The organism is Magnetofaba australis IT-1 (assembly GCF_002109495.1).
In the GTDB taxonomy this organism is placed as follows: Bacteria; Pseudomonadota; Magnetococcia; order Magnetococcales; family Magnetococcaceae; genus Magnetofaba; species Magnetofaba australis.
On sequence record NZ_LVJN01000018.1, the window covers coordinates 259,303 to 280,310 of the forward strand.

General features: G+C 62.5%; 14 protein-coding genes. 9 read left to right on the forward strand and 5 right to left on the reverse strand.

Annotated elements, in window-relative coordinates; all coding sequences use genetic code 11:
• The first annotated feature begins 43 nt into the window (after positions 1-43).
• From MAIT1_RS07350 to MAIT1_RS07365, 4 genes are all read left to right on the forward strand, one after another.
• Positions 44-307, forward strand: a complete 264-nt coding sequence (locus MAIT1_RS07350) for a DUF4212 domain-containing protein (RefSeq protein ID WP_085441639.1) — start codon at positions 44-46, stop codon at positions 305-307.
• A gap of 24 nt (positions 308-331) precedes the next feature.
• Positions 332-2,116 carry a sodium:solute symporter family protein gene (locus MAIT1_RS07355; protein WP_085442017.1) on the forward strand — a complete coding sequence of 595 codons (1,785 nt, stop codon included), beginning with the start codon at positions 332-334 and terminating at the stop codon, positions 2,114-2,116.
• Positions 2,117-2,384: 268 nt separating this feature from the next.
• Entirely contained in the window at positions 2,385-4,259 is a 1,875-nt protein-coding gene (locus MAIT1_RS07360) for a putative nucleotidyltransferase substrate binding domain-containing protein (RefSeq protein WP_085441640.1), read from the forward strand.
• 40 nt (positions 4,260-4,299) lie between these two features.
• On the forward strand, positions 4,300-5,001 hold the full coding sequence (locus MAIT1_RS07365) for an exonuclease domain-containing protein (RefSeq protein WP_085441641.1): 702 nt from the start codon (positions 4,300-4,302) through the stop codon (positions 4,999-5,001).
• Between the two features lie 721 nt (positions 5,002-5,722).
• Here the strand turns inward: MAIT1_RS07365 and MAIT1_RS07370 are convergent.
• The 4 genes from MAIT1_RS07370 to MAIT1_RS07385 form a co-directional block, all read right to left on the reverse strand.
• Positions 5,723-6,526, reverse strand: coding sequence for a hypothetical protein (locus MAIT1_RS07370; RefSeq protein WP_085441642.1), 804 nt, complete (start codon positions 6,524-6,526; stop codon positions 5,723-5,725).
• Positions 6,527-6,616: 90 nt separating this feature from the next.
• Positions 6,617-7,483: an NAD(P)-dependent oxidoreductase gene (locus MAIT1_RS07375; RefSeq protein WP_085441643.1), complete on the reverse strand. Its 867-nt coding sequence runs from the start codon at positions 7,481-7,483 to the stop codon at positions 6,617-6,619.
• Positions 7,484-7,538: 55 nt separating this feature from the next.
• On the reverse strand, positions 7,539-8,249 hold the full coding sequence (locus MAIT1_RS07380) for a class I SAM-dependent methyltransferase (RefSeq protein WP_085441644.1): 711 nt from the start codon (positions 8,247-8,249) through the stop codon (positions 7,539-7,541).
• 3 nt (positions 8,250-8,252) lie between these two features.
• Positions 8,253-10,682: a PAS domain-containing hybrid sensor histidine kinase/response regulator gene (locus MAIT1_RS07385; protein ID WP_085441645.1), complete on the reverse strand. Its 2,430-nt coding sequence runs from the start codon at positions 10,680-10,682 to the stop codon at positions 8,253-8,255.
• Positions 10,683-10,987: 305 nt separating this feature from the next.
• Here MAIT1_RS07385 and MAIT1_RS07390 point away from each other — a divergent pair, with 305 nt between their 5' ends.
• The 5 genes from MAIT1_RS07390 (at position 10,988) to larC (ending at position 19,473) form a co-directional block, all read left to right on the forward strand.
• Positions 10,988-11,692 (forward strand): cytidylate kinase-like family protein, encoded by a 705-nt coding sequence (locus MAIT1_RS07390; RefSeq protein WP_085441646.1) that lies wholly within the window; start codon positions 10,988-10,990, stop codon positions 11,690-11,692.
• A gap of 159 nt (positions 11,693-11,851) precedes the next feature.
• On the forward strand, positions 11,852-15,421 hold the full coding sequence (mfd, locus tag MAIT1_RS07395; RefSeq protein ID WP_085441647.1) for a transcription-repair coupling factor: 3,570 nt from the start codon (positions 11,852-11,854) through the stop codon (positions 15,419-15,421).
• Positions 15,422-15,511: 90 nt separating this feature from the next.
• The gene (locus tag MAIT1_RS07400) at positions 15,512-17,137 is read left to right on the forward strand and encodes a FimV/HubP family polar landmark protein (protein ID WP_158089367.1); all 1,626 of its coding nucleotides are present in this window, start codon (positions 15,512-15,514) and stop codon (positions 17,135-17,137) included.
• Positions 17,138-17,145: 8 nt separating this feature from the next.
• Positions 17,146-17,889, forward strand: a complete 744-nt coding sequence (locus MAIT1_RS07405; RefSeq protein WP_085441649.1) for a CbiQ family ECF transporter T component — start codon at positions 17,146-17,148, stop codon at positions 17,887-17,889.
• Positions 17,890-18,273: 384 nt separating this feature from the next.
• Positions 18,274-19,473, forward strand: coding sequence for a nickel pincer cofactor biosynthesis protein LarC (larC, locus tag MAIT1_RS07410; protein WP_085441650.1), 1,200 nt, complete (start codon positions 18,274-18,276; stop codon positions 19,471-19,473).
• Here larC and MAIT1_RS07415 read toward each other — a convergent pair.
• A complete protein-coding gene (locus MAIT1_RS07415) occupies positions 19,470-20,984 on the reverse strand; it encodes a diguanylate cyclase domain-containing protein (protein WP_158089368.1) in 1,515 nt (504 codons plus the stop codon). The genes larC and MAIT1_RS07415 overlap by 4 nt on opposite strands.
• Positions 20,985-21,008: the final 24 nt, after the last annotated feature.

Consider the following 21,008-nt stretch of genomic DNA (forward strand, 5'->3'; position numbering starts at 1 on the left):
GCGGTCCGGTGTCTGTTGGCGCTCACCCATAAGGAGAAAGCTTATGAGTCAATCGGGTAGCGGGGAGGAGTACTGGAAGGCCAACGTCAGCTTGATCGTCAAGCTGTTGGTCATCTGGTTTCTCTGTTCCTATGGTTGCGGCATCATGTTTGCGGATTACCTCAACCAGTTCATGATTCTTGGCGGGTATCCGCTGGGGTTCTGGTTTGCGCAGCAGGGCTCCATCTATGTGTTCTTGCTCCTGCTCTTCATTTACGCCGTGCGCATGAACGCCCTGGATCGCAAGTTTGGCGTGCGTGAAGACTAATCATAATCAGAGGGTATGACCATAATGGATCTGCAAACACTGACCTATCTGGTCGTCGGCGCAACGTTTGCGCTGTATATCGGTATTGCCGTGTGGGCCCGCGCGGGCAGCACCGGCGAGTTTTATGTGGCGGGCGGCGGCGTTCACCCCATCGCCAACGGTATGGCCACCGGCGCCGACTGGATGTCCGCGGCCTCGTTTATCTCCATGGCGGGTTTGATCGCCTTTAACGGCTACGGCGCTTCGGTCTTCCTCATGGGTTGGACCGGCGGCTACGTGCTGTTGGCCATGCTGTTGGCGCCGTATCTGCGCAAATTCGGCAAGTTCACCGTGCCCGAATTCATCGGCGACCGCTTCTACAGCCAAACCGCCCGCATCGTGGCGGTGGTGTGCTTGATTCTGGCCTCCATCACCTACGTGATCGGTCAGATGAAGGGCATCGGCGTGGCTTTCTCGCGCTTCCTGGAGACCAGCTATGAAGCGGGTCTGTACACCGGTATGGGCATCGTGCTGGTCTACGCCGTGCTCGGCGGCATGAAGGGCATCACCTACACCCAGATCGCCCAGTACTGCGTGCTGATCTTCGCCTACACCGTGCCCGCCGTGTTCATCTCCATGAACATCACCGGCAACCCCATCCCGCAGCTGGGTCTGGGCGACATGGTGACCGGCACCGACATGTCCATGCTGGCCAAACTGGACGCCGTGGTCACCGACCTCGGATTCCACGCCTACTCCACACAGGAGATGGGCGGCAAGCTGAACATGTTCGTCTACACCCTGTCGCTGATGATCGGCACCGCCGGTCTGCCCCACGTGATCATCCGCTTCTTCACCGTGCCTCGCGTGCGGGACGCCCGCTCTTCGGCGGGTTGGGCGCTGGTCTTCATTGCGCTGCTCTACACCACTGCTCCGGCTGTGGCCGCCATGGCGCGTTACAACCTGATGGACACCATCCAGACCGGTCCCGTGGGTCAAGTGGAGTCCAACCTGAAGTATGAAGATCGTCCCGAGTGGTTCAAGAAGTGGGAAACCACTGGTCTGCTGAAGTTTGAAGACAAGAACAACGACGGTCGCATCCAGTACTACAACGACAAGAACAAAGAGTTTGCCGCCAAGGCCGAGAGTGAGTGGGGCTGGAAAGGCAACGAGATGGTCAAAGTTGACCGCGACATCATGGTGCTGGCCAACCCCGAGATCGCCAAGCTGCCCAACTGGGTGATCGCCCTGGTGGCCGCTGGTGGTCTGGCTGCGGCGCTCTCCACCGCCGCCGGTCTGCTGCTGGCGATCTCCTCGTCCATCTCCCACGACCTGCTCAAAGGCGTGTTCGCCCCCAACATCTCTGAGAAGTCGGAGCTGATGGCCGGTCGCGTCTCCATGGTTGGCGCTGTGCTGCTGGCCGGTTACTTCGGTCTGCATCCCCCGGGATTCGCCGCCGGCACCGTGGCCATCGCCTTCGGTCTGGCCGCGTCGTCGATCTTCCCGGTGCTGATGATGGGCATCTTCAACAAGCGCATGAACCGTGCTGGCGCTATCGCGGGTATGATCGCGGGCATCGGCGTGACCATGCTCTACGTGTTCCAGCACAAGGGGATCTTCTTCATCCCCGGCACCGCCTTCCTGGGCGACATGAAGCCGAGCTGGTTCTTCGGCATCTCCCCCAACGCCTTTGGCGCTGTGGGCGCGGTGGTGAACTTCGCGGTGGCGATCATCGTCTCCAAGATGACCACTGAGCCGCCGCAAGAGATCCAGGATCTGGTGGAGCACATCCGCATTCCTCAAGGCGCTGGCGCGGCCACTGGCCACTAAGGCGACCTGAAGAGCTGTACAGCATGTGGCCATAATCCCATGCAACTCGGGCGGGCGCCATTGGCGCCCGCCTTTTTTATGCAAGGACCTGTTAACGCTTTCCGTCTTATTGCCCCTGGCGTCGTTGAAATCCGATTCGAAATGCTCACGTACTGTCTGTACGCTCCGCTTTCTCATCGAATTTCGCCGAGCCAGAAACGGAAATCCGCATAGCGTTGCCAGGCCCTTACCAAGCGATTTGCCAAACGTCTGATTGATGGAGCCGCAGATGGACGTAGAGCTGTTAGAGATTCGTGATTTCCTATTGGGCCTGCACCCATTCGATCTATTGCCCGCCAATGAACTGGATAACCTGCCCGCCAAACTGGAGGCGACCTATGTGCGTCGCGATGCGGAGGTGTTGAAGCCGGGCGGCGAGAACCATTTTTTATATATTATCCGCTCCGGCGCGGTGGAGACCCACGGCGCCAGTGATGAACTGCTGGCGCGCATGGGGGTGGGCGAAGTGTTCGGCGTGCGCGCCATCATGGCGGGCGGGCGCATCGTCAATCGCTCGGCGGCCATTGAGGATACGCTGCTCTATCGCATGCCGCGCGAGGAGTTTGAGCGACTGTGTGGCGAGTATCAACAGTTTCGCTACTTCTTCGACCCCCTGGGCGCGCAGCGTTTGCGTGAGGCCAAGGCCGCGCGGGAGGATCAAAACGACGACGCCGTGGGGCGCATGGGCATGCCGGTGCAGAGCATGCTCAAGCGCAAAGTGGTGGCTATCGCGCCCAATGCCAGCATCACCGAAGCCGCCCAGTTGATGAGTGAAGAGCGGGTCTCCTGTCTCATCGTGCAGCAGGCCGATGGCCGTCTGGAGGGGATCCTCACCGACCGCGATCTGCGTTCGCGGGTGTTGGCCAAAGGTCTTACAGGCGATCAGATTGTGGGCGACATTATGACCCGCGATCCGGTGGGGTTGGCGCTGGAGAGCACGCTGTCGGACGCGCAGTTGGCGATGATGCGCCACAATGTGCACCATCTGCCGGTGGTGAGCGAAGAGAACCACTGCGTGGGGGTGGTGACCGCCAGCACCCTGACTTTGACGCAACCAGCCTCTGCGGTGCACTTGATCGGCGAGTTGCGCAAAAGCAATGGTCCCGAAGAGATGGCGGCGGCCATGAACAAATTGCCGGAAGTGCTGGTGAATCTGGTCAATATGGGCGCCGCCAGCAGTCTGGTGGGCAAGATGATTACGGCGGTCTCCGACTCGGTGGCGGTGCGTCTGATCGAGTTGGCGCAGGAGCGCCTTGGACCCAGTCCGATTCCGTTCTGCTGGGTGGTGGGCGGCTCCCAGGCGCGCCATGAGCAGACCGGCGTATCGGACCAGGATAACGCTCTGTTGCTGGATGACGCCTACGATCCAGAGCGTCATGGCGAGTACTTTGAAAATCTCGCGATCTACATGCGCGATGGTCTGGAGGCGTGCGGCTACTACCTCTGCCCCGGCGACATGATGGCCACCAATCCCGAGTGGCGGCAGACCCTCTCCAAATGGAAAGAGTACTTCACCCATTGGATCGATGAGCCGGATCGCAAAGCGTTGATGCTCACCAGCGTCTGGTTCGATCTGCGCATGGTGTGGGGCGAGGCGACGCTGTTCGCCAAACTGCGTGAACATATCGTGGCCAAGTCCAAGGGCAACAATCTGTTCCTGGCCTATATGGCCTCCAACGCGTTGACCCATACGCCGCCATTGGGCTTCTTCAAGAACTTCGTGCTGATCAACAAGGGCGAGCACAAAGACACGCTGGATCTCAAACATAATGGCGTGGTCCCCATTGTGGATCTGGCGCGGGTGGCGGCGTTGGCGTCGGGCTCGGAGTCGGTTAACACCATGGAGCGTCTGGCCAGCTCCAAAGAGGCGGGGGTGATCAGCACCAATGGCGTGGAGGATCTGCGCGACGCCATGGAGTTCATCAATGATGTGCGTCTACGGCATCAGGCGCGTAGCATTCAACACGGCGCTGCGGCGGATAACTATATTCCGCCCGATGAGCTCTCCCACTTTGAGCGCAATCACCTCAAAGACGCATTTTCGGTGGTCAAGACCATCCAGAGCGCCATTGGCAATCGCTTCCAGGTGGGGCGCTTTGCATGACGGATTTGTTGCGCGTTGAAATCAGCAGGCAGGGGGGCGGATGACCGGATTGTGGAATCGCTTGTTCGGCTTGGAGTCCAAGCGCTTACGTGCGCTCTCGCGGGTCAGTGATGGACCCATGCGTCGTTTCCTGGAGACGCCGCTGCCGGACATTCACGCCGACTACCGGCAGGCCGATTATGTGGCCATCGATCTGGAAACCACCGGTCTGGATCCCAAGCGCAACCAGATCGTGAGCTTTGGCTGGGTGCAGATGAACGCCGAGCGCGTGGCGTTGGAGAGTCATGCCCACCATGTGGTCAATGTGGTGGGGGATCTGCCGCCGGAGTCGGTGGTGATCCATGGGGTCACCGACGATATGGCGCAGTCCGCCGAGCCGTTGGAAGAGATTCTACCACTGGCGTTGGAGGCGTTGGCCGGGCGCGTGATGATCGCCCACTACGCCAATATTGAGATCCACTTCATCAGCGCCATTTGCGAAAAGCTCTATGGCGCGCCGCTGGTGATGCCGGTGGTGGATACGCTGTTCATTGAGCAGCGCCGCCTGCACAACAGCAGCCTGACCACCGGCGTCGGCGCGTTACGTCTGGCGGCGTGCCGGGAGCGCTATAATCTGCCGCGTTATCGCGCCCACAACGCCATGATCGACGCGCTGGCGTGCGGCGAGCTGTTCCTGGCGCAGATGGCGCACAAACAGGGGCTCAAACCCCATGATATTCCCTTGAAGTCACTGCTGCGCTAAGAGTCTGCGCACTGCGCACAGCGAATAGTCCCCGCAATCCGGAATTGTACCGAGTGAAAAATGTTTACGTGACACTGATTGATCTTGCGCTGACTACTGGCCGCCGACTGGTCGGCGGCGGGGTCTGGGGGCCGCGCCCCCAGCGGGTGTCGGCAGCGCCCACGATTCGGCAGGACTGCCGAATCGGACTCGCAAAGCGAGCCTGAAGGGTGAGGGCCATGGATGGCCCGAATCACGGTTTAGTTGTTGATCTTGGGAGCTCGAGGGCGTAGCCCTCGATATCTTTCATGACCAATACCCAAGCTGTCCGATTCTGATTTCAACTGACAATATATAGTCACCGCAATTCAGAATTGCACAGGCTCCTCAATGTTTGTGTGACACAGGTAAAGCTTGCGCTGACTATTGGCCTTCGGCTGGCCGGAGGCGGGATTCTTAAGGGTCTGTGACCCTTAAGCGGGTGTGGGCGGAGCCCACGATTTGGCAGGAATGCCAAATCGGACTCGCGCAGCGAGCCCGAAGGGTGAGGACCAGGGATGGTCCGAATCACGGTGTAGCTGTTGATCTTGGGAGCTCGAGGGCGGAGCCCTCGATATCTTCTCGCTTCAAATGTCTCATTCTCTTCTGCGGCGACTATATATGGCGCTGCAAACGCCGGAATGCAAAACAGCGCGCCCAATGTGGGCGCGCTGTTTTGTTTAGCGCTGTGTCAGGAGCGGATTTAACGACCGCCAAACAGATAGGCAAGGCTGCGCGCGTGGTTGGCGGGCCCGCTGAGGCTGGTTTTGACTTCGCCGGACCAGTTGTTGGGCACGTGATCGATGCTGGCTGCAAACAGGCGCTTTTCACCTGGTTTGAGCGGGCGGGTGACATCACCAAACACACCGCCAGAGACCGCCAGAGGGTTGACCCGACGCACCAGCACCACTTCGCCTTTGCGATTGTAGAACTCAACATCCACCGAGGCGTTTTCAATGGGTTTGTCGCTGTGGTTGTTGATGTCGCTAAGCACGCGGCGCGTGTTGGGCGGGCAGACAGGGAAGTAGTTGTCATTCACCCCCACCCGGGCGGCGCCCAATGAGACCTTTTGGCCTGGCTGGGGCGCGGGACCTGCTTTCTGCATGGCGCTCATGCCGCCGCGACCTTGTTGTTTCGTGCTTGCTACGGCTTTGTCTTGGGCGCGCGGCTGGCGCTGCTTGGCGTTGGCGGGCAGGGGGGCAGCGTTTTTCCCCGCCTTTTTCGTGCTGGCGGGCTTCTCTTCACCTGCTTGGGCGGATGTGTTGCTCATGCCGCCCTTGCCCTGCTTTTCACCCAAATCACCGTCCATCTGCTTGGGCGCGACTTCGCGGCGCGCGAAGATTTCACGTGAGGAGAGGACACCCGTAGCGTCCAGCACCGCCAACAGGACAGTAACGCCCAAAATGCCCAGCAGCGCGATCATGTGAGACTTGTTGACGCCGAGGAGTTTGCGCCGACGCGCAACGCTCTCCTCTTCATCATCCAGGTCGTATTCTTCATCGCTCATGGGAGTTCCAATCCTGATCAGTATGCGGCGTTCTTTTCATTTATCGGGAAAATCCTGCGCAACTTGATGGTTTTTCCCAACGCTCAAGCTTTATTCGATCTCGTCCCCATTTTTCAAGCGAAAAAGGGCGGAGATATCTTCAGCCCCATGTCCCATCTCAATGAGGTGGGCGTATTGGGGCAGGGTCATGTCGATGATTCCGGTGGGCGTTTGCGCATCCTGGGCCATGCGCTGGCAGATTTTCAGATCCTTGTGGTGGTGTGAAACCTTGAAGCCAGGGTCGAACCGGCCCTGCAGCATGCTCAGACCACGATGGTGCAAAAACCAGTTGCCCGCCGCGCCGCCGGAAAGGGCGTCGATCAGCTTTTCCGCTGGCAGATCCAGCCGTTGCGCCAACGCCAACGCTTCGGTGACAGCCTGATTGATGCCCGCCACCATAATCTGATTCACCGCTTTGGCGGCTTGTCCGCTGCCGGACGGGCCCATATAGGTGATGCGCGAGGCCACTGGTTTGAGCAGCGGCGTCACCCGCTCCAGCGCATCCTCGTCGCCGCCCACCAACATGGAGAGCGTGCCGTTGCGCGCGCCCTCCGTGCCGCCGGTCACCGGCGCATCAAGAAACGCCACGTTGTGGTCGGCCAAACGCTCGGCGCACACTTGTGCGGTCTCTGCGCCTACGGTGGAGCAGTCGATCACCACCGATCTCGCTTTCAAACCTGGGGTGAGCATCTCCACCACCTCAAACAGATCGCGATCCTCGGAGACGCAGATCAGCACCGCTTCACAGCGTCCCGCCAGGGTGGCGGGGTCGGTGGCGGCCACTACGCCGGTCTCATTGGCGAATTCGATCGCCTTTTGGCGAGTACGGTTCCATACGGCTTCCAATAATTGCGCTTTGTGGAGATTACGGGCCATGCCAGAGCCCATGCCGCCCAGACCGATGACGCCAATTTTCATGTTTGCCCCCTTGTCGCCGTTGACGGCAAGATGCCGCCAATCGGGTTGTTTTTTATTATGAATTGTTGGGGAAACGACCCCAGGCGATGAGGTGACGATCGCTCACCGCCTCCACATTCCAATGATTCAGCCCAGCGTCCGCCAGTTGTTGATGCACCTCGTCCAAACGATACGCCGCATGCAGCGAAGCGAGGAAATCGTCCTGCAAAAGATCCGCTTCATTGCCGGCATAGTGTTGGACCATCCAGCGCGCCTGCTGTTCGCTGTGAGGGCGCATCAAATCCATCACAAAGCCGATGGCGTCCGCCGCCGCCCAACGCTGCGCGCTGCGCCACAAAACCATGGGGTCGCGCAGATGATGCAAAAGACTGTTGCTGATAATCACATCGTAACAGGGACGCGGCGGCGGATCATCCGGTAATAGGCCAAAATGTAGCTGCACACGCTGCGCGGCGCCGGGCTCGGCGCGGGCGAACAGAGGCGGGGCGGCCGCCAGCATCGCTTGAGCGCCATCGAGGCCGTCCACCTGGACCCGGGGAAAGCGGCGGGCGAAGCGCAGCGCCACATCGCCGGGGCCACAGCCCAAGTCCAGCGCACAGGGCGCATCCAACTCATCCAGATTCCCGTAACGCTCGGCAAACAGGTCGACAAAGTTCTCATGAGGGATGCTGAAGTCGGCTTCGGCGTAGGCGCGGGCCTGCTCCGCCTCGTTCATCAGCTCCGGTTCCGGGGTGCGCGGCAGGGCGCCGTGTGTCGTGGCAGTCATGCTCTATCCAAACAGCTCTTCAAGAATCTCATACAGCGATTGCCGCCGCAGGGGCTTGGTCAGGTGGCCGTCACAGCCATTTTGCAAACTGGCGCGGGCCGCGCCTTTCATGGCGTGGCCGGTGACCGCCAACACCCGCGCCGGGCGCAGACGCTGGCTGCGCTCAAACGCGCGGATTTTGCGGGTGGCGGCGTAGCCGTCCATGCCGGGCATCTCCACGTCCATGAGCACCAGATCATAGGGATCGCCATGGCCCATGGGGCTGATGGAGCCTGTCTTGTATTTGGCCACCGCCTCTTCGCCATTGCCGGCCACATCCACCACGTGGCGCGTCTCGCGCAGGAACTCCTGCATCACCTCAATGCTGGAAGGGGCGTCATCCACCACCAGAATAAACAGACGGCGCCCTTTTCGACGCGTCGCCGTGGGCGGTTTATCGGGTCTGAGAGTCACCTCTTCAGCCTGATCCTCAACCAGCTGCATCAGCGTCAGGCCCAGCTCTTTGCGTTTGATGGGCTGATGAATGTGGGCAAAGCCCGGTTTGGCGCGTCGGTTGGCGCGCTGTGGAGCGGGGTCCACATTGAGCAGCAGGCAGGGTTGATCCTCCCAGCCGGGACGGCGTTTCAGCTCCACGGCGTAGGAGTTCAGATCCATGCCGGGGAAAGGCGAGGGGCCATCCAGGATGAGCACGTCGTAGGGGCCGCTTTGCGCCATGGCGCCCATGAGGTCGTCATGGGTGACCGCCAGATCCATCTCGCCGCCCAGAGAGCGAATCATCTCATCGATGGCGCGGCGAATGGCGGCGCTGCTGGTGAGCAGCAGATAGCGGTAGCCGGTGAGGTCGGGGCCGCCCTCCACGTCCTTGGGACGGGGGCGCGCCAGATCCAGCCGCAACGGCGCTTCAAAGATAAAGGAGCTGCCTTGGCCCAGGGCGCTGCGCACGGTGATCTTGCCGCCCATCATCTCCGCCAGACGCTGACAGATGGCCAATCCCAGCCCGGTGCCGCCAAAACGGCGGGTAAAGGTGGCGTCGGCCTGTTTGAAGGGCTCGAAGATGTCCTGCTGTTGATTGTCCGGGATGCCGATGCCGGTATCGGCGACGGTAAAGCGAAACAGACGCGACGCATTGCCCGGCAGAGCGTGCAGCGGGCGCGCCGGGGCCTCCTCGGGGAGGGGCTCCACAAAGATGGAGACCTCGCCATGTTCGGTGAATTTGACCGCATTGCCCAGCAGGTTGAGGATCACCTGCCGCACCCGCACCGCATCGCCGATCAAGCGGGTGGGGCAGTCCGAAGCGATGTGCGCCAGCAGGCTCAGACCCTTCTCACGGGCGCGCAGGGTCATGATCTCCATCACCCCTTCGAGCAGCTCGGCCAGGTCGAACGGCTCCAGGCATAATGTGAGGTTGCCCGACTCCACCCGGGACAGATCCAGCACGTCATTGAGCAGCTCCAACAGGGTCTCGCCGGAGTGCTTGATCACATTCAAAAAGCGGCGCTGATTGCGGTCCAATGGGGAGTCGGTGAGCATGTCCGCCATGCCGAGGATGGCGTGCATGGGGGTGCGGATCTCATGGCTGACGGTGGCCATGAACTCACTCTTGGCGGTGTTGGCGTCTTCGGCGGCGCGTTTGGCGCGTTCGAGGATCTCCTCGGCGTTCTTGCGTCCGGTGATGTCGCGCATGCTGGTGCGCAGGCCATTGCACACCCCCTGGCTGTCGATGATGGGCTGCAGCGACAGCGACACCCACAACAGTTCGTCATCCTGACGGATCAAGCGAAAGGCGTCGTCGTGGCGGGCGCGTCCGGCCAAACCATCGCGCAGGGCGTCGGCCAGCCGTTCGCGATCATCCGGGTGAGCCATGAACAGCGGGTAGTCGGCGTGCTCCAGGCAGGTCTCGATGGTGTGTCCGGTGATGCGCTCCACCGCCGGGTTGATCCAGCGCACATGGCCGCTGGCGTCAAACCACGACTCCCAGTCGTGGGTGAACTCGGCGATGGTGCGATAGCTCTCCGCCTGCTCGCGCAGCGCCTCTTCACGGGCCAGCTTGTCGCGGGCGTCAAACAGCATCATGCGCACGCCGACAAAATCGTTGTGCGCGTTCAGTTGCGCCTGAGCGCGGCACTCAACGCCCATCTGGCCGTCAGCGGCGCACAGCGCCCAATGGCTGGTGTGCAAACGCTCGATGGTCAGCTGGCGATGTTGATCGCGAAAAGCTTGCAGAGTCGTTTCGCACACAAACGCTTCCAACGGGGCGCCCACCAGAGCGTTGTCCGCCACCCCTAGCCATGCGCTGATCTGCGGATTGACCATGCGCACCACGCCGTCAGCGTCGAGCTGGCAATAGCCCACGCCCCAGGCGTTGAGTTGGCGCGCCAGACTCTCCTCCTGCTCGGCCTGCGCCATATCAGGCTTTGGCGGCGGGTGCCCCATGGTGATTGGACTCTCTCATTGCTGGGGGTTCGGGTCTGTGGACCACTGCGCGCCCACCCATTCACTTTACGCCAGCCATGGGGCGTCAAACAGTGAAAAATGACCGTTGATAGGGAAAAAGCGTTGCGATTCTTCACGCTTGCAATTCCCTTTACAGGTCGGGAGGGGTATGATTGATAACAAGAACGGTTTCCTTGTGTCTGGCGGTTCACCGGGTTGGATGTGGTCGCTTGGCGGCGTGATAAACTTGCACAGCGCCTTTGCGATGCTCCTGTCATCCCCGGTTCACACTGGAAGGAGCGGTCATGAGCAAAACTCCCCATCAAGCGCTAGTCTCCTCGCTCATGGGCGTGGAGATCTACACCGCGAAAAAGCAGCAGAAAATGGGACCCGGCGCGCCGTTGGTCACCATATCGCGCACCTTTGGCGCCGGCGGCACCGACATCGCCCGCTTGCTGGCCCAACGCTTGGAAGTGCCCTTCTATGATCGTGAGATCCTTGAAGGGGTGGCGGAGATGGCCAAAGGCGATAAATATCTGCTGGAAAAGCTCGATGAGCGCGCGCCCAAGGCGGTGGAGAACTTCATCTACTCGCTGGTGCCCAGCAAAGGCACCTCCAAGGACAAGTTCAACTACTACTTGATCAAGACCATCCTCGGCATCGCCAGCCGTGGCGACGGCGGCGTGATCATCGGACGCGGCGCGCATCTGATCCTGCGTGACCGGCCGGTGTTCCGTCTGCGCGTGGAGGGCAGCAAAACCCGCTGTGTTGAACGACTGAGCTTACGTTTTGACATCAAGAAGGCCGACGCCGAGGCGATGTTTGAAAAGGTCAACGCCGAGCGCAACGAATTCGTGCGCAATCTCTACAAGGCCCATGTGACCGATCATCACTTCTATGACATGACCATCAACAGCGATGTGTTCGCCCCCGAGCAGGTGGTGAAGCTGGCCACCCGGGCCATGGACGAGATGGGGTTCGAGATCCCCAAGAAGAAACGCAAAGGCTAAAACTCTCGGCGCGCCGCCGGGGCGTGAATAACCCCGGCGGCGCGTCATCCAAGAGGTTGAACGATCCGAAACGACCGCAGCCAAACGCACGCATCCGCTTGCGTATGGGCTGCGGTTTTCCTGTTGCTGATATCGATAACACGATTTCTGAAATCCGCTATGACCGACGCGCCGCTCTCTCCCGTTCTCGCCCCTCTGCGCCAAGCGCTGGATCGCCAATCGCCCCTGTTGGGGCGCGCGCCACTGAGCGCCGGGGCGTGGTTGGGCGCCATGCTGGCGGACCAGTCCGATGCGCCGGTGGTGATGGTCGCTCCCACCAGCGCCCGCGCCGAGGCGCTGCAGCGGGAGGTGATCTACTTTGCGCAGAAGCTGACGCCGACGCTGCCGATCCATGTTTTTCCCGCCTGGGAGACGCTGCCGTTTGAGCGTCTGTCGCCCTATGGGCCGCTGGTGGGCGAGCGACTGGCCACGCTGTTCCGCATTGCGCAGATGGGCGGCGACGGACCGCTCTTCTCCGGCGATGACGCCGGACGCGCGCGGGCGCTGATCATCACCACCCCGGCGGCGCTGATGCAGCGGCTGATGCCTAAGAAGACCCTGCTGGCGCATGGGTTCGCCTTGGCGGTGGGGGATCAGATGGATCTGCCGCGCTTCCGCGAATTCCTCACCCGCAGCGGCTATCTCTCGGTGGCGCAGGTCTCCGAACCGGGGGAATTCGCCGTGCGCGGCGGCATCATCGACTTCTATCCCCCCGGCGCCAGCGAGCCGGTGCGGGTGGATCTGTTCGGCGATGAGGTGGAGCGGCTACGGCTGTTCGACCCGGTGACCCAGCGCTCGCTGGACCCCATTCCGCATATTGAAGCCCTGCCGGTGCGCGAGGCGTTGCTCACCGCCGACGCCATCACCCGTTTTCGCACCAACTACCGTGAAGCGTTTGGCGGTCAGGCCGCCGAAGATGAGATCTATCGCGAGATCTCCCAAGGTCTGCCGGTGCCGGGCATGGAGCGCTATCTGCCGATGTTCTATGACGCGGCGGATGACTTCTTCGACTATCTGCCCGCAGGCAGCGCGCTGCTGATTGAGGAGGCGTCCTGGGAGCAGGTGATCGAGCGTGAACGGGAGATCATCGAGCGCCATCAGATCGCCTCGGAGTCCGGTCCCGCCTCGCGCTGTCCGGAGCAGGACGCGCTCTATCTGAGTCAGGTGGAGCTCAAGGAGCGGCTGGCCAGGTTTTCCCACCTGACCCTGCATCCCGAGGCGGGCGAGGGGGAGAACGCTGGTTTCCATGCGCTGCCCAACTTCCACGATGACGAACAGGCCAAGGAGTCGCCGGGGGATATTCTGGCGCGGGTGGCCAAATCCATCGACTCCCAGGCCCGGCGCGGACGCCGCGCGGTGCTGGCGGTGCGCACCGTCAGTCAGCGTGAACGGCTGCGCGAGTTGCTGGCCGACCACGATATTCTCACCAATGACGCCGACTCCTGGCGCGACGCCCTGACCGCCCCGCGCGGGGCGGTGCTGCTGACTCTGGGCGATGTGGCGCAGAGCTTCTCCCACCCCGAGGCGGAGCTGGCGCTGATCACCGAGGACGCCATCTTTGGCGAGCGCATCCGTCGCCGCAAGGTGGATCGCCGCTATCTGGATCAGCTCATCGCCAGCTTCTCGGACTTGGCCGAGGGCGATCCGGTGGTGCACGCCGACCACGGCGTGGGGCGTTTTGGCGGGTTGCATACTCTGAAACTGGGGGAGCTGCAGAACGAATTCCTGCTGATTCGCTACGCCGATGACGACCGCCTCTACGTGCCGGTGGAGGATCTGGATCAGGTGGGCAAGCACGCTGGGGGCGAGGATGTGCCCCTGGACAAGCTGGGCTCCAAGCGCTGGAAGCGTGCCAAGAAGCGCGCGCGCAAGAAGATTCTGGAGATGGCGCAGGAGCTGGTGGCGCTGCAGGCCCAACGCGAATCGCGTCCGGGCTTCCAGTACAGCGGCCCTGATGCGCTGTATCAGGAGTTCGCCGCCACCTTCCCCTACGAGGAGACCGACGACCAGGGCGCGGCCATCGAAGCGGTGCTGGGGGATATGGCCGGGCCACGCCCAATGGATCGACTGGTGTGCGGCGATGTGGGCTTCGGCAAGACCGAAGTGGCGCTGCGCGCGGCGTTCCGCGCCGCCATGGATGGGCGGCAGGTGGCGGTGCTGGCGCCCACCACCATTCTGGCCCATCAGCACTATGAGAACTTCGCCAAACGTCTGGCGGGCTATCCGCTGAAGATCGGCAGTCTGTCGCGCTTCCGCACCCCCAAGGAGCAGAAGACGGTGGTGGACGGCCTGGGCCGCGGCGAAGTGGACGTGGTGGTGGGCACCCATCGTCTGTTGCAGAAGGACATAAAATTCAAGGATCTGGGCCTGCTGGTGGTGGATGAGGAGCAGCGCTTTGGCGTCACCCACAAGGAGCGCATCAAACAGATGCGCGCCGATGTGGACATCCTCACCCTCACCGCCACCCCCATTCCGCGCACCTTGAACATGGCCATGGCGGGGCTCCGCGACATCTCCATCATCGCCACGCCTCCGGCTGACCGCTTGGCCATTCGCACTATCGTCACCCATTACGACAAGCAGCAGGTGCGCGAGGCGGTGCTGCGCGAACTCTATCGCGGCGGCCAGGTGTTCTATCTGCACAATCAGGTCAGCGACATCGACAAGAAGGCGGCAGAACTGGGCGAGTTGATCCCCGAAGCGCGGGTGGGCGTGGCCCACGGGCAGATGAAGGAGAGCGAGCTGGAGCGCGTGATGATGGCGTTCTACAAGCAGACCTTCAACATTCTGGTGTGCACCACCATCATCGAAAACGGCGTGGATATCCCCACCGCCAACACCATCATCATCGACCGCGCCGACAAGTTCGGTCTGGCGCAGCTACACCAGTTGCGCGGTCGGGTGGGGCGCTCCAAACACCGCGCCTACGCCTATCTGCTGGTGCCGCACAAGCGCAAGATCAGCAACGATGCGGAAAAACGGCTGGCGGCGCTGGAGTCGTTGGGCGATCTGGGCGCAGGCTTCATGCTGGCCACCCACGATCTGGAGATTCGCGGCGCGGGCAATATCCTCGGCGACGAGCAGTCGGGTCAGATCCGCGAGGTGGGTTTTGAACTCTATAATCAGATGTTGCAGGAGGCGGTGGAAGCGCTCAAAGCGGGCAAGCCGCTGCCCAAGGTCGACGCCGATGACGCCGACGAGAGTGACGACGAGCAGATCCACCCGGTGATCAATCTGCACATGTCCACCTTCATCCCGGAAGCTTACGTGCCCGACGTGCACCAGCGTCTGACCCTGTATAAGCGCATCGCCGAGATGCACAACGCCGATGAGTTGGGCGAAATGCGCGCCGAACTGGAGGATCGCTTCGGGCCGCTGCCGCCTTCGGTATTGAACTTGCTCGAGGTGATGCAGATCAAGCGGCAGTGCGTGGCGCTGAAGATTCTCAAACTGGAGGCCGGGCCCAAGGGCGGCAGCATTAAATTCCACCCGGAACCGGCCATCGACACCGCCAAGCTGCTGGATATGATTCGTAAAGGGGGCGGGCAGAACCGTTTTGACGCCGCCTCGCACACATTGGGGCTGCGCAATCGTGACTGGAGCGGCGAGCGCGAACGTCTGCAGGGGATTCGCGAGGCGCTGGCGGCGCTGGCGCCCAACGCCCCCGCCAAGGCTCCGCGCAAGGCGTAGCGCAGGACGGCTGCGGCGTCAGACATTGTGCCTGCGCGGCTTTGCCGCCAGAATGGGCGCATGAATTTTGTGGTGAACAGGGGAGCGTGCATGATCAGTCGGCGCAATCGGTGGGGTATGGGCCTGTTGGCGTTGGCCGGGAGCGTGTTGAGCGTCTCTGCGGCCAATGCATTGACCCTCTCTGCGCCCATGAACCTCTCCAGCCTGGGCGAGCCGCTGCGCTTCTATTGCGAAATTCGCGACGCCGATGCCAAAGAGATGAGCGCGCTGCGCAAGCCGGGCTTTTTCCGCTTCGCCAACGCCGACGCCTATAACGAATTGAGCATGCGCCGTCCCACCGCTCTGGCCGGGGCGCAACTGCAGGTGGAGCAGGTGGCCGACGGTGGCTGGGTGTTGGTGGCGCGCGGGGTGGTGCCGGTCAAAGAGCCGCTGATCACCACCCTGGTGAGCTATTCTCTCGGCCCCCATGAGGCGGTGCAGGAGTTGGTGGCCGCGGTCTCTATTCCGCAACCCAAAGCCCCCACGCACCTGATGGCGACGCCTACTGAAGAGGCGTCGTCTCAGCCGCCATCGCCCGACCTCTCCCAGGCAGAGGCGATGCCGGATAAGACCGCGCCCACGACCTCTGATTCGGCGCAGACTGAATCCGCTCAGCTTCCGCCTGTCCAGGCCTCTGCCGCTGGGTCAGAGTCCGTTTCTGCGCCCCCAGCCAAAATCGCTCTGCCGAAAACCGAGCCAGAGACGAAGCCGGAAGCTCCCGCCGCGACACAGACACCCCCTGTTGCAGCAGCCATGGAACCGCAAGCGAGTCCCCCAGCAGCAGAGGAGGCTGAGGGGAAAGTTCAGCCGCAACAAGCGCCTGCGGTCGCTGCACTGGAACCGCCGCCTGCGCCGACGGTCAAGTCCGCTGCCGAACAGAGCGCCGCCAAAGCCGCTCCTGTGGTTGAACCTGCAGGCCACACCGCAGTTGTCGAGCCGCCGCCTGTCGCAACAGTCGAACCTCTCGCAACGCTGGATGCGCCGCAGATTGTCAGCGCCACCCAACCCATTGGCGGCGTCTATGGTCCCACTATTGAGGGGGAGGAGCTGGCCGCCATCGCCTTGAAGGTGATTCTCGACGCCAATCTCACCCAATCCCAGGCCATGGTGGGGATCTGGCTGGCCAACCCGTGGGCGTTTGTGGATGACAATATCAACAAACTCATGGCCGGGCAGAAACTCACCATCCCCTCGACGGCGGCGCTGGCGAAACTGGATGACGCCCTGGCGTGGCGGGTGCGCTATCAACACAAACTGCTGCTGCGCGGTCAGATTTTGGAGGAGGCGCCGTTGACCCGCGAAGCGCTGCGGCAGGTGACCATCGGCCGCATCTCCGCGGCGGATCTGCTGGCGCCCGCATCGGCGCGCCTCGCAGCCCCGGGGGTTGCGCCGTCGCCGCAGGACGCCACCGCCGCACAGACCATTCTGCTGGAGCGCATCGACGCTCTTGAACATCGCTTGGCGCGCTTGGAAGCGCCCACCGATTGGCGTGATGATGCGCCGAAAATGTTCGGCGCCGGCTTGGCTGGGGCGGGGTTGGCGGTGGTTCCCATGCTGATGTGGGGGCTCTGGCGCAGGCGCAAGGAAGAGGACCTTTGGGGCGATGCCGCCTACTATGCCGACCACGCTTTGAGAGAGTTTGAAAAACACGCCGAAAACACCCCGACCAAGAGCTGAGGCGCGGCGTGCTGGTCCGACGCAGCGCGCAGGCCAAGATCCTCGCTCTGACGCTGTTGCTGCTGGCGCTGCTCAGCGGCGATCCGGCGCAGTCGTGGGGCTGGCGATTGGCGGCGCTGCTGCTGGCGCTGGCGTGGTGGGATAGCGACGCCGGACTGGTCAATACCGCGCGCTTTATCTGGCGTCTGCGCTGGCTATTGTTGGCCATCGCTCTGCTGCATCTGTGGTTGACCCCGGGTCCGCCTCTTGCGCTGCTCTCCTGGAGCCTTCCGATCTCATTCAATGGCGTGATCCACGGTTTGGCGCAGGCGGCGCGCTTGCTCACCTTCGCCATTGCTGCGTGGGTGTTTGCCCGCGTCACTCCGATGGCGTCGCTGATGGCGGCTGTGGGGCGCTGGCTGCCGACCTGGGCGCCGCCGTCGTTGCAACGCGCATTGGCCATCGCCGCCCATGCGCTGACGGTGTTGGGACAGATGCGGCTGCACGCCGCGCGCTATCGGCAGGGAGTGCGTTTGCACGCTGGCGCTGCGCCCCGTGGCGCTATGGCGCGCATGGGTCAGTGGACGCGGTTTTTTGACGCCATGATCACGCGGGTGTTGTGGCAGGCGCGTCAGCAGGAGTGGGCGTTGCGCGCGCGGGGATTCGATGCGTTGCCGTTGGATCTGGAGAGCGTTCCCCCATGGCGCGTCGCTGATTGGGCGCTGCTGGCGGCGCCATTGCTGGCGCTGCTGCTGACGCGGGCGGGCGTTTAATCATGCGGCCTATAGCAAGTCAAACCGAGATTCGGGCATGCTCGGTTTTTGGATAATGGAAGATATCGAGGGCTTTGCCCTCGAGCTCCCAAGATCAACAGCCAAACCGTGGGCTCCGCCTTTTGATTGTTGATACGGCTTCGCCTGGGGCCGCTGGGGGCGCGGCCCCCAGACGATTCGGCAGGATTGCCGAATCGGACTCGCGCAGCGAGCCCGAAGGGGGAGGGTCATGGATGGCCCGAATCACCCCGCCGCCGACCAGTCGGCGGCCAATAGATAGCGCAAGCTCCACCTGCGTCACGCAAACATTGGACGTTCTGTGCAGTTTTGGTTTTGACTCACTATATTAAGATTCACACCCCATTCGGGCAGGAGCGTGGCGACGTGAAGTGGCATCTGGATCTGGACGCGGGGATTGCAGGCAATATGTTTCTGGGCGCCTGCCTGGACTTGGGGCTGGATCGCGCGGCGCTGGAGTCGGCGTTAGCGTCGCTCAATCTGCCGGGCTGGCGCTTCACGGTGGAGGAGGCGCGCCGCGGCGGTCTGCGCGGGACGCATCTGGATGTGGAGCATGATGAGGGGCATGTGCATCGTCACCTGCCGGATATTGAGCGCATTATCGATGAATCGGCCCTGAGCGATGCGGTGAAAACCCGCGCCAAGGATATCTTCGCCATTCTGGCCGAGGCCGAAGGCGCGGTGCATGGCATTGCGGCGCACAAGGTCCACTTCCATGAAGTGGGCGCAGTGGACGCCATTATCGACATCTGCGGCGCGGCCTATGCGTTCGAGGCGTTGGGGGTGGCGGATGTCACCGCGTCCAAATTGATGGCGGGCTCCGGCCATGTGCGCTGCGCCCATGGGCGCATGCCGGTGCCGGTTCCGGCGGTGGCGCAGATGCTTGCTCGACACGGCATTCCCCTGGCCATGGCCGATAGCGACGATCTGGGCGAATTGGCCACCCCCACCGGAGTGGCGATTCTGGCCCACTTGCGGGCGGACTATGGCGTGCGTCGGCTCGAGCGGGTGGACGCCATCGGCGTGGGCCTGGGCGGACGCGAGGTTCCCGGACGCGCCAACGGTCTGCGCATACTGGCGCAGTACGCGGAACACTTCACAGATGATAGCATGGCGCAGCGCGAAGAGGTGACGGTGCTCTCCGCCCACATCGACGACATGAACCCCGAGTGGTACGGGCCGTTGTGGAGTTTGCTGCCGGAGGCGGGCGCGCTGGACGTGGCGCTGCTGCCCATGACCATGAAAAAGGGACGCCCGGGCGTGCGCCTGGAGGTGGTCTGCACGCCCGACAAAGCGCGGGAGCTGGCGCAGCTGATTCTCACCCACTCCACTACTCTGGGGGTGCGCGAACAGAGTATGACTCGCTGGGCGGCGCCGCGCAGCGGGGAGCGTGTGGAGTCGCCATGGGGCGCGCTGGGCATCAAACGCTTTGGTTCCCGCGTGAGCATTGAGCATGACGATCTGGCGCGCATCGCCGTGCAGCAGGGGTGGCCGCTGCCACAGGCGCAGCGCCGCGTGGACGCCTGGTTGCAGGCGTCTGGCGTCATTTCTGAGGCTGACTCTTAAGCGCTTTGCACGGGTTGTGGGGCGTGCTGTGCGGCCGGTGCCAGATGCTCGCCGCAGCCGCTCTCGCCGTAAATCGTATGGCCCACCACCGCCTCAAGCCGCTGTCGATAGGCGCGGCGACGCGCCAGACACAGCAACGCCTCCCAGCGCTCCTGCTGGCTGGTGAGCATGCCGCAGCCGATGTGCAGTTCGGTGTGAATCCATCCCATAGGCGACTGAATGGGCGCATTGAGCGCGTCATACAGCGCCTCCACCATGGGCATGATCTGCTCGGCGCCGCTGAAATCCACCAGCGCCACCCCCAACTCATCGTGCCACAGTCGGCCCAGCAGATCGCTGTCGCGCACCTTCTGGCGCAGGCGCTGGGCCAGGGTTTTGAGCGCCAACTCGCCATTCTCGCGCCCGAAGGCGTGCTTGATGTGCGCCAGATTCGCCACCTCGATGGCCATCACCGCCAAATGCCGTTTGCGTCGATTGTGTTGCGCAACCGCCTTCTCCAACTCCCGATGGAACATCTGGGTGGCGAGCAGGCCGGTGAGGGGGCAGTGGGGCTCGGATTGTGTCTCTGAAACCAGATGATGTTGCTCGGCTTTGGCGCCGGTGTAGAGCTCCCAGATCTTCAGAAACAGCAGCTCATTGGGCATCAGTTGGTCAGGAAAATCGATCCAGCGCGTCTGTTCTCCCTCCCGGTCAGGCTTGACCGCAATCCGAAAGCCGCTCTCGCCGCGCCACAGCGGTTTGCTCAGGTCCAGCTCATAGACCTGTTCACACCCCTCGCAAAAGACGCGCACCCCTTCCGGGCTGATGCTGATCCAGTGTTCGTCGATATCATTGAGGCGAAAGCGGATCGCTTCGCCCTTGATCAATCGCGCGCTGTTCTCGCGCAGCAGGTGGCGGGTCCAGGCCAGCTCGGCGGCAAGCCCAAAATAGTAGCTCTGTTGCGGCTCGGAGAAGTGGTTCAAATGGGTGTCGTGCCCATGCACCCGCAGCAGCTCATCCCCCGCCGCATCCAGCCAGACAAAATCATACGTCTCATCGTCCACCGGCTGATAGAGGTAGTGATTGGCCTGGGTATGAGTGTTGTGACGCTTAATCAGCGTGGCGGCGTGGTGAAAATCCAAGCTGTGGAAAATGGTGTGCGCGCGGTGGCCTTCTCGCACAAAGCGCGCCGCGCCCGAGCGGCCGACGAAGGTGAGCGTCTCATGGGGCAGGCGATTGACCCAGATGGCCCAGGCCGCGCCCAGACCCAGCAGCGGCGGCGCCACGCCCAGCCAGGTGGTGAACGGATGCGTCCCGCCCAGCATCATCACGCCAAAGCCGAACACTGTGACGCCGATGCCCATGGCGATGGCGGCGCGTCTGCGGGCGACGGGTTTGACATCTTCCGGCGGTCGATTGCGCTGCTGTCGGCTGGCGTAACAACTGAGAATTGCGCCGATGCTCTGCGGCGGCTGGGCGAAAAGATTGGCGTTATCCGCCTGCAGGCGGGGTTCAGGCGCGGCGTCGCTCATGGGCGCTCTCCAGGCGACCGCCAA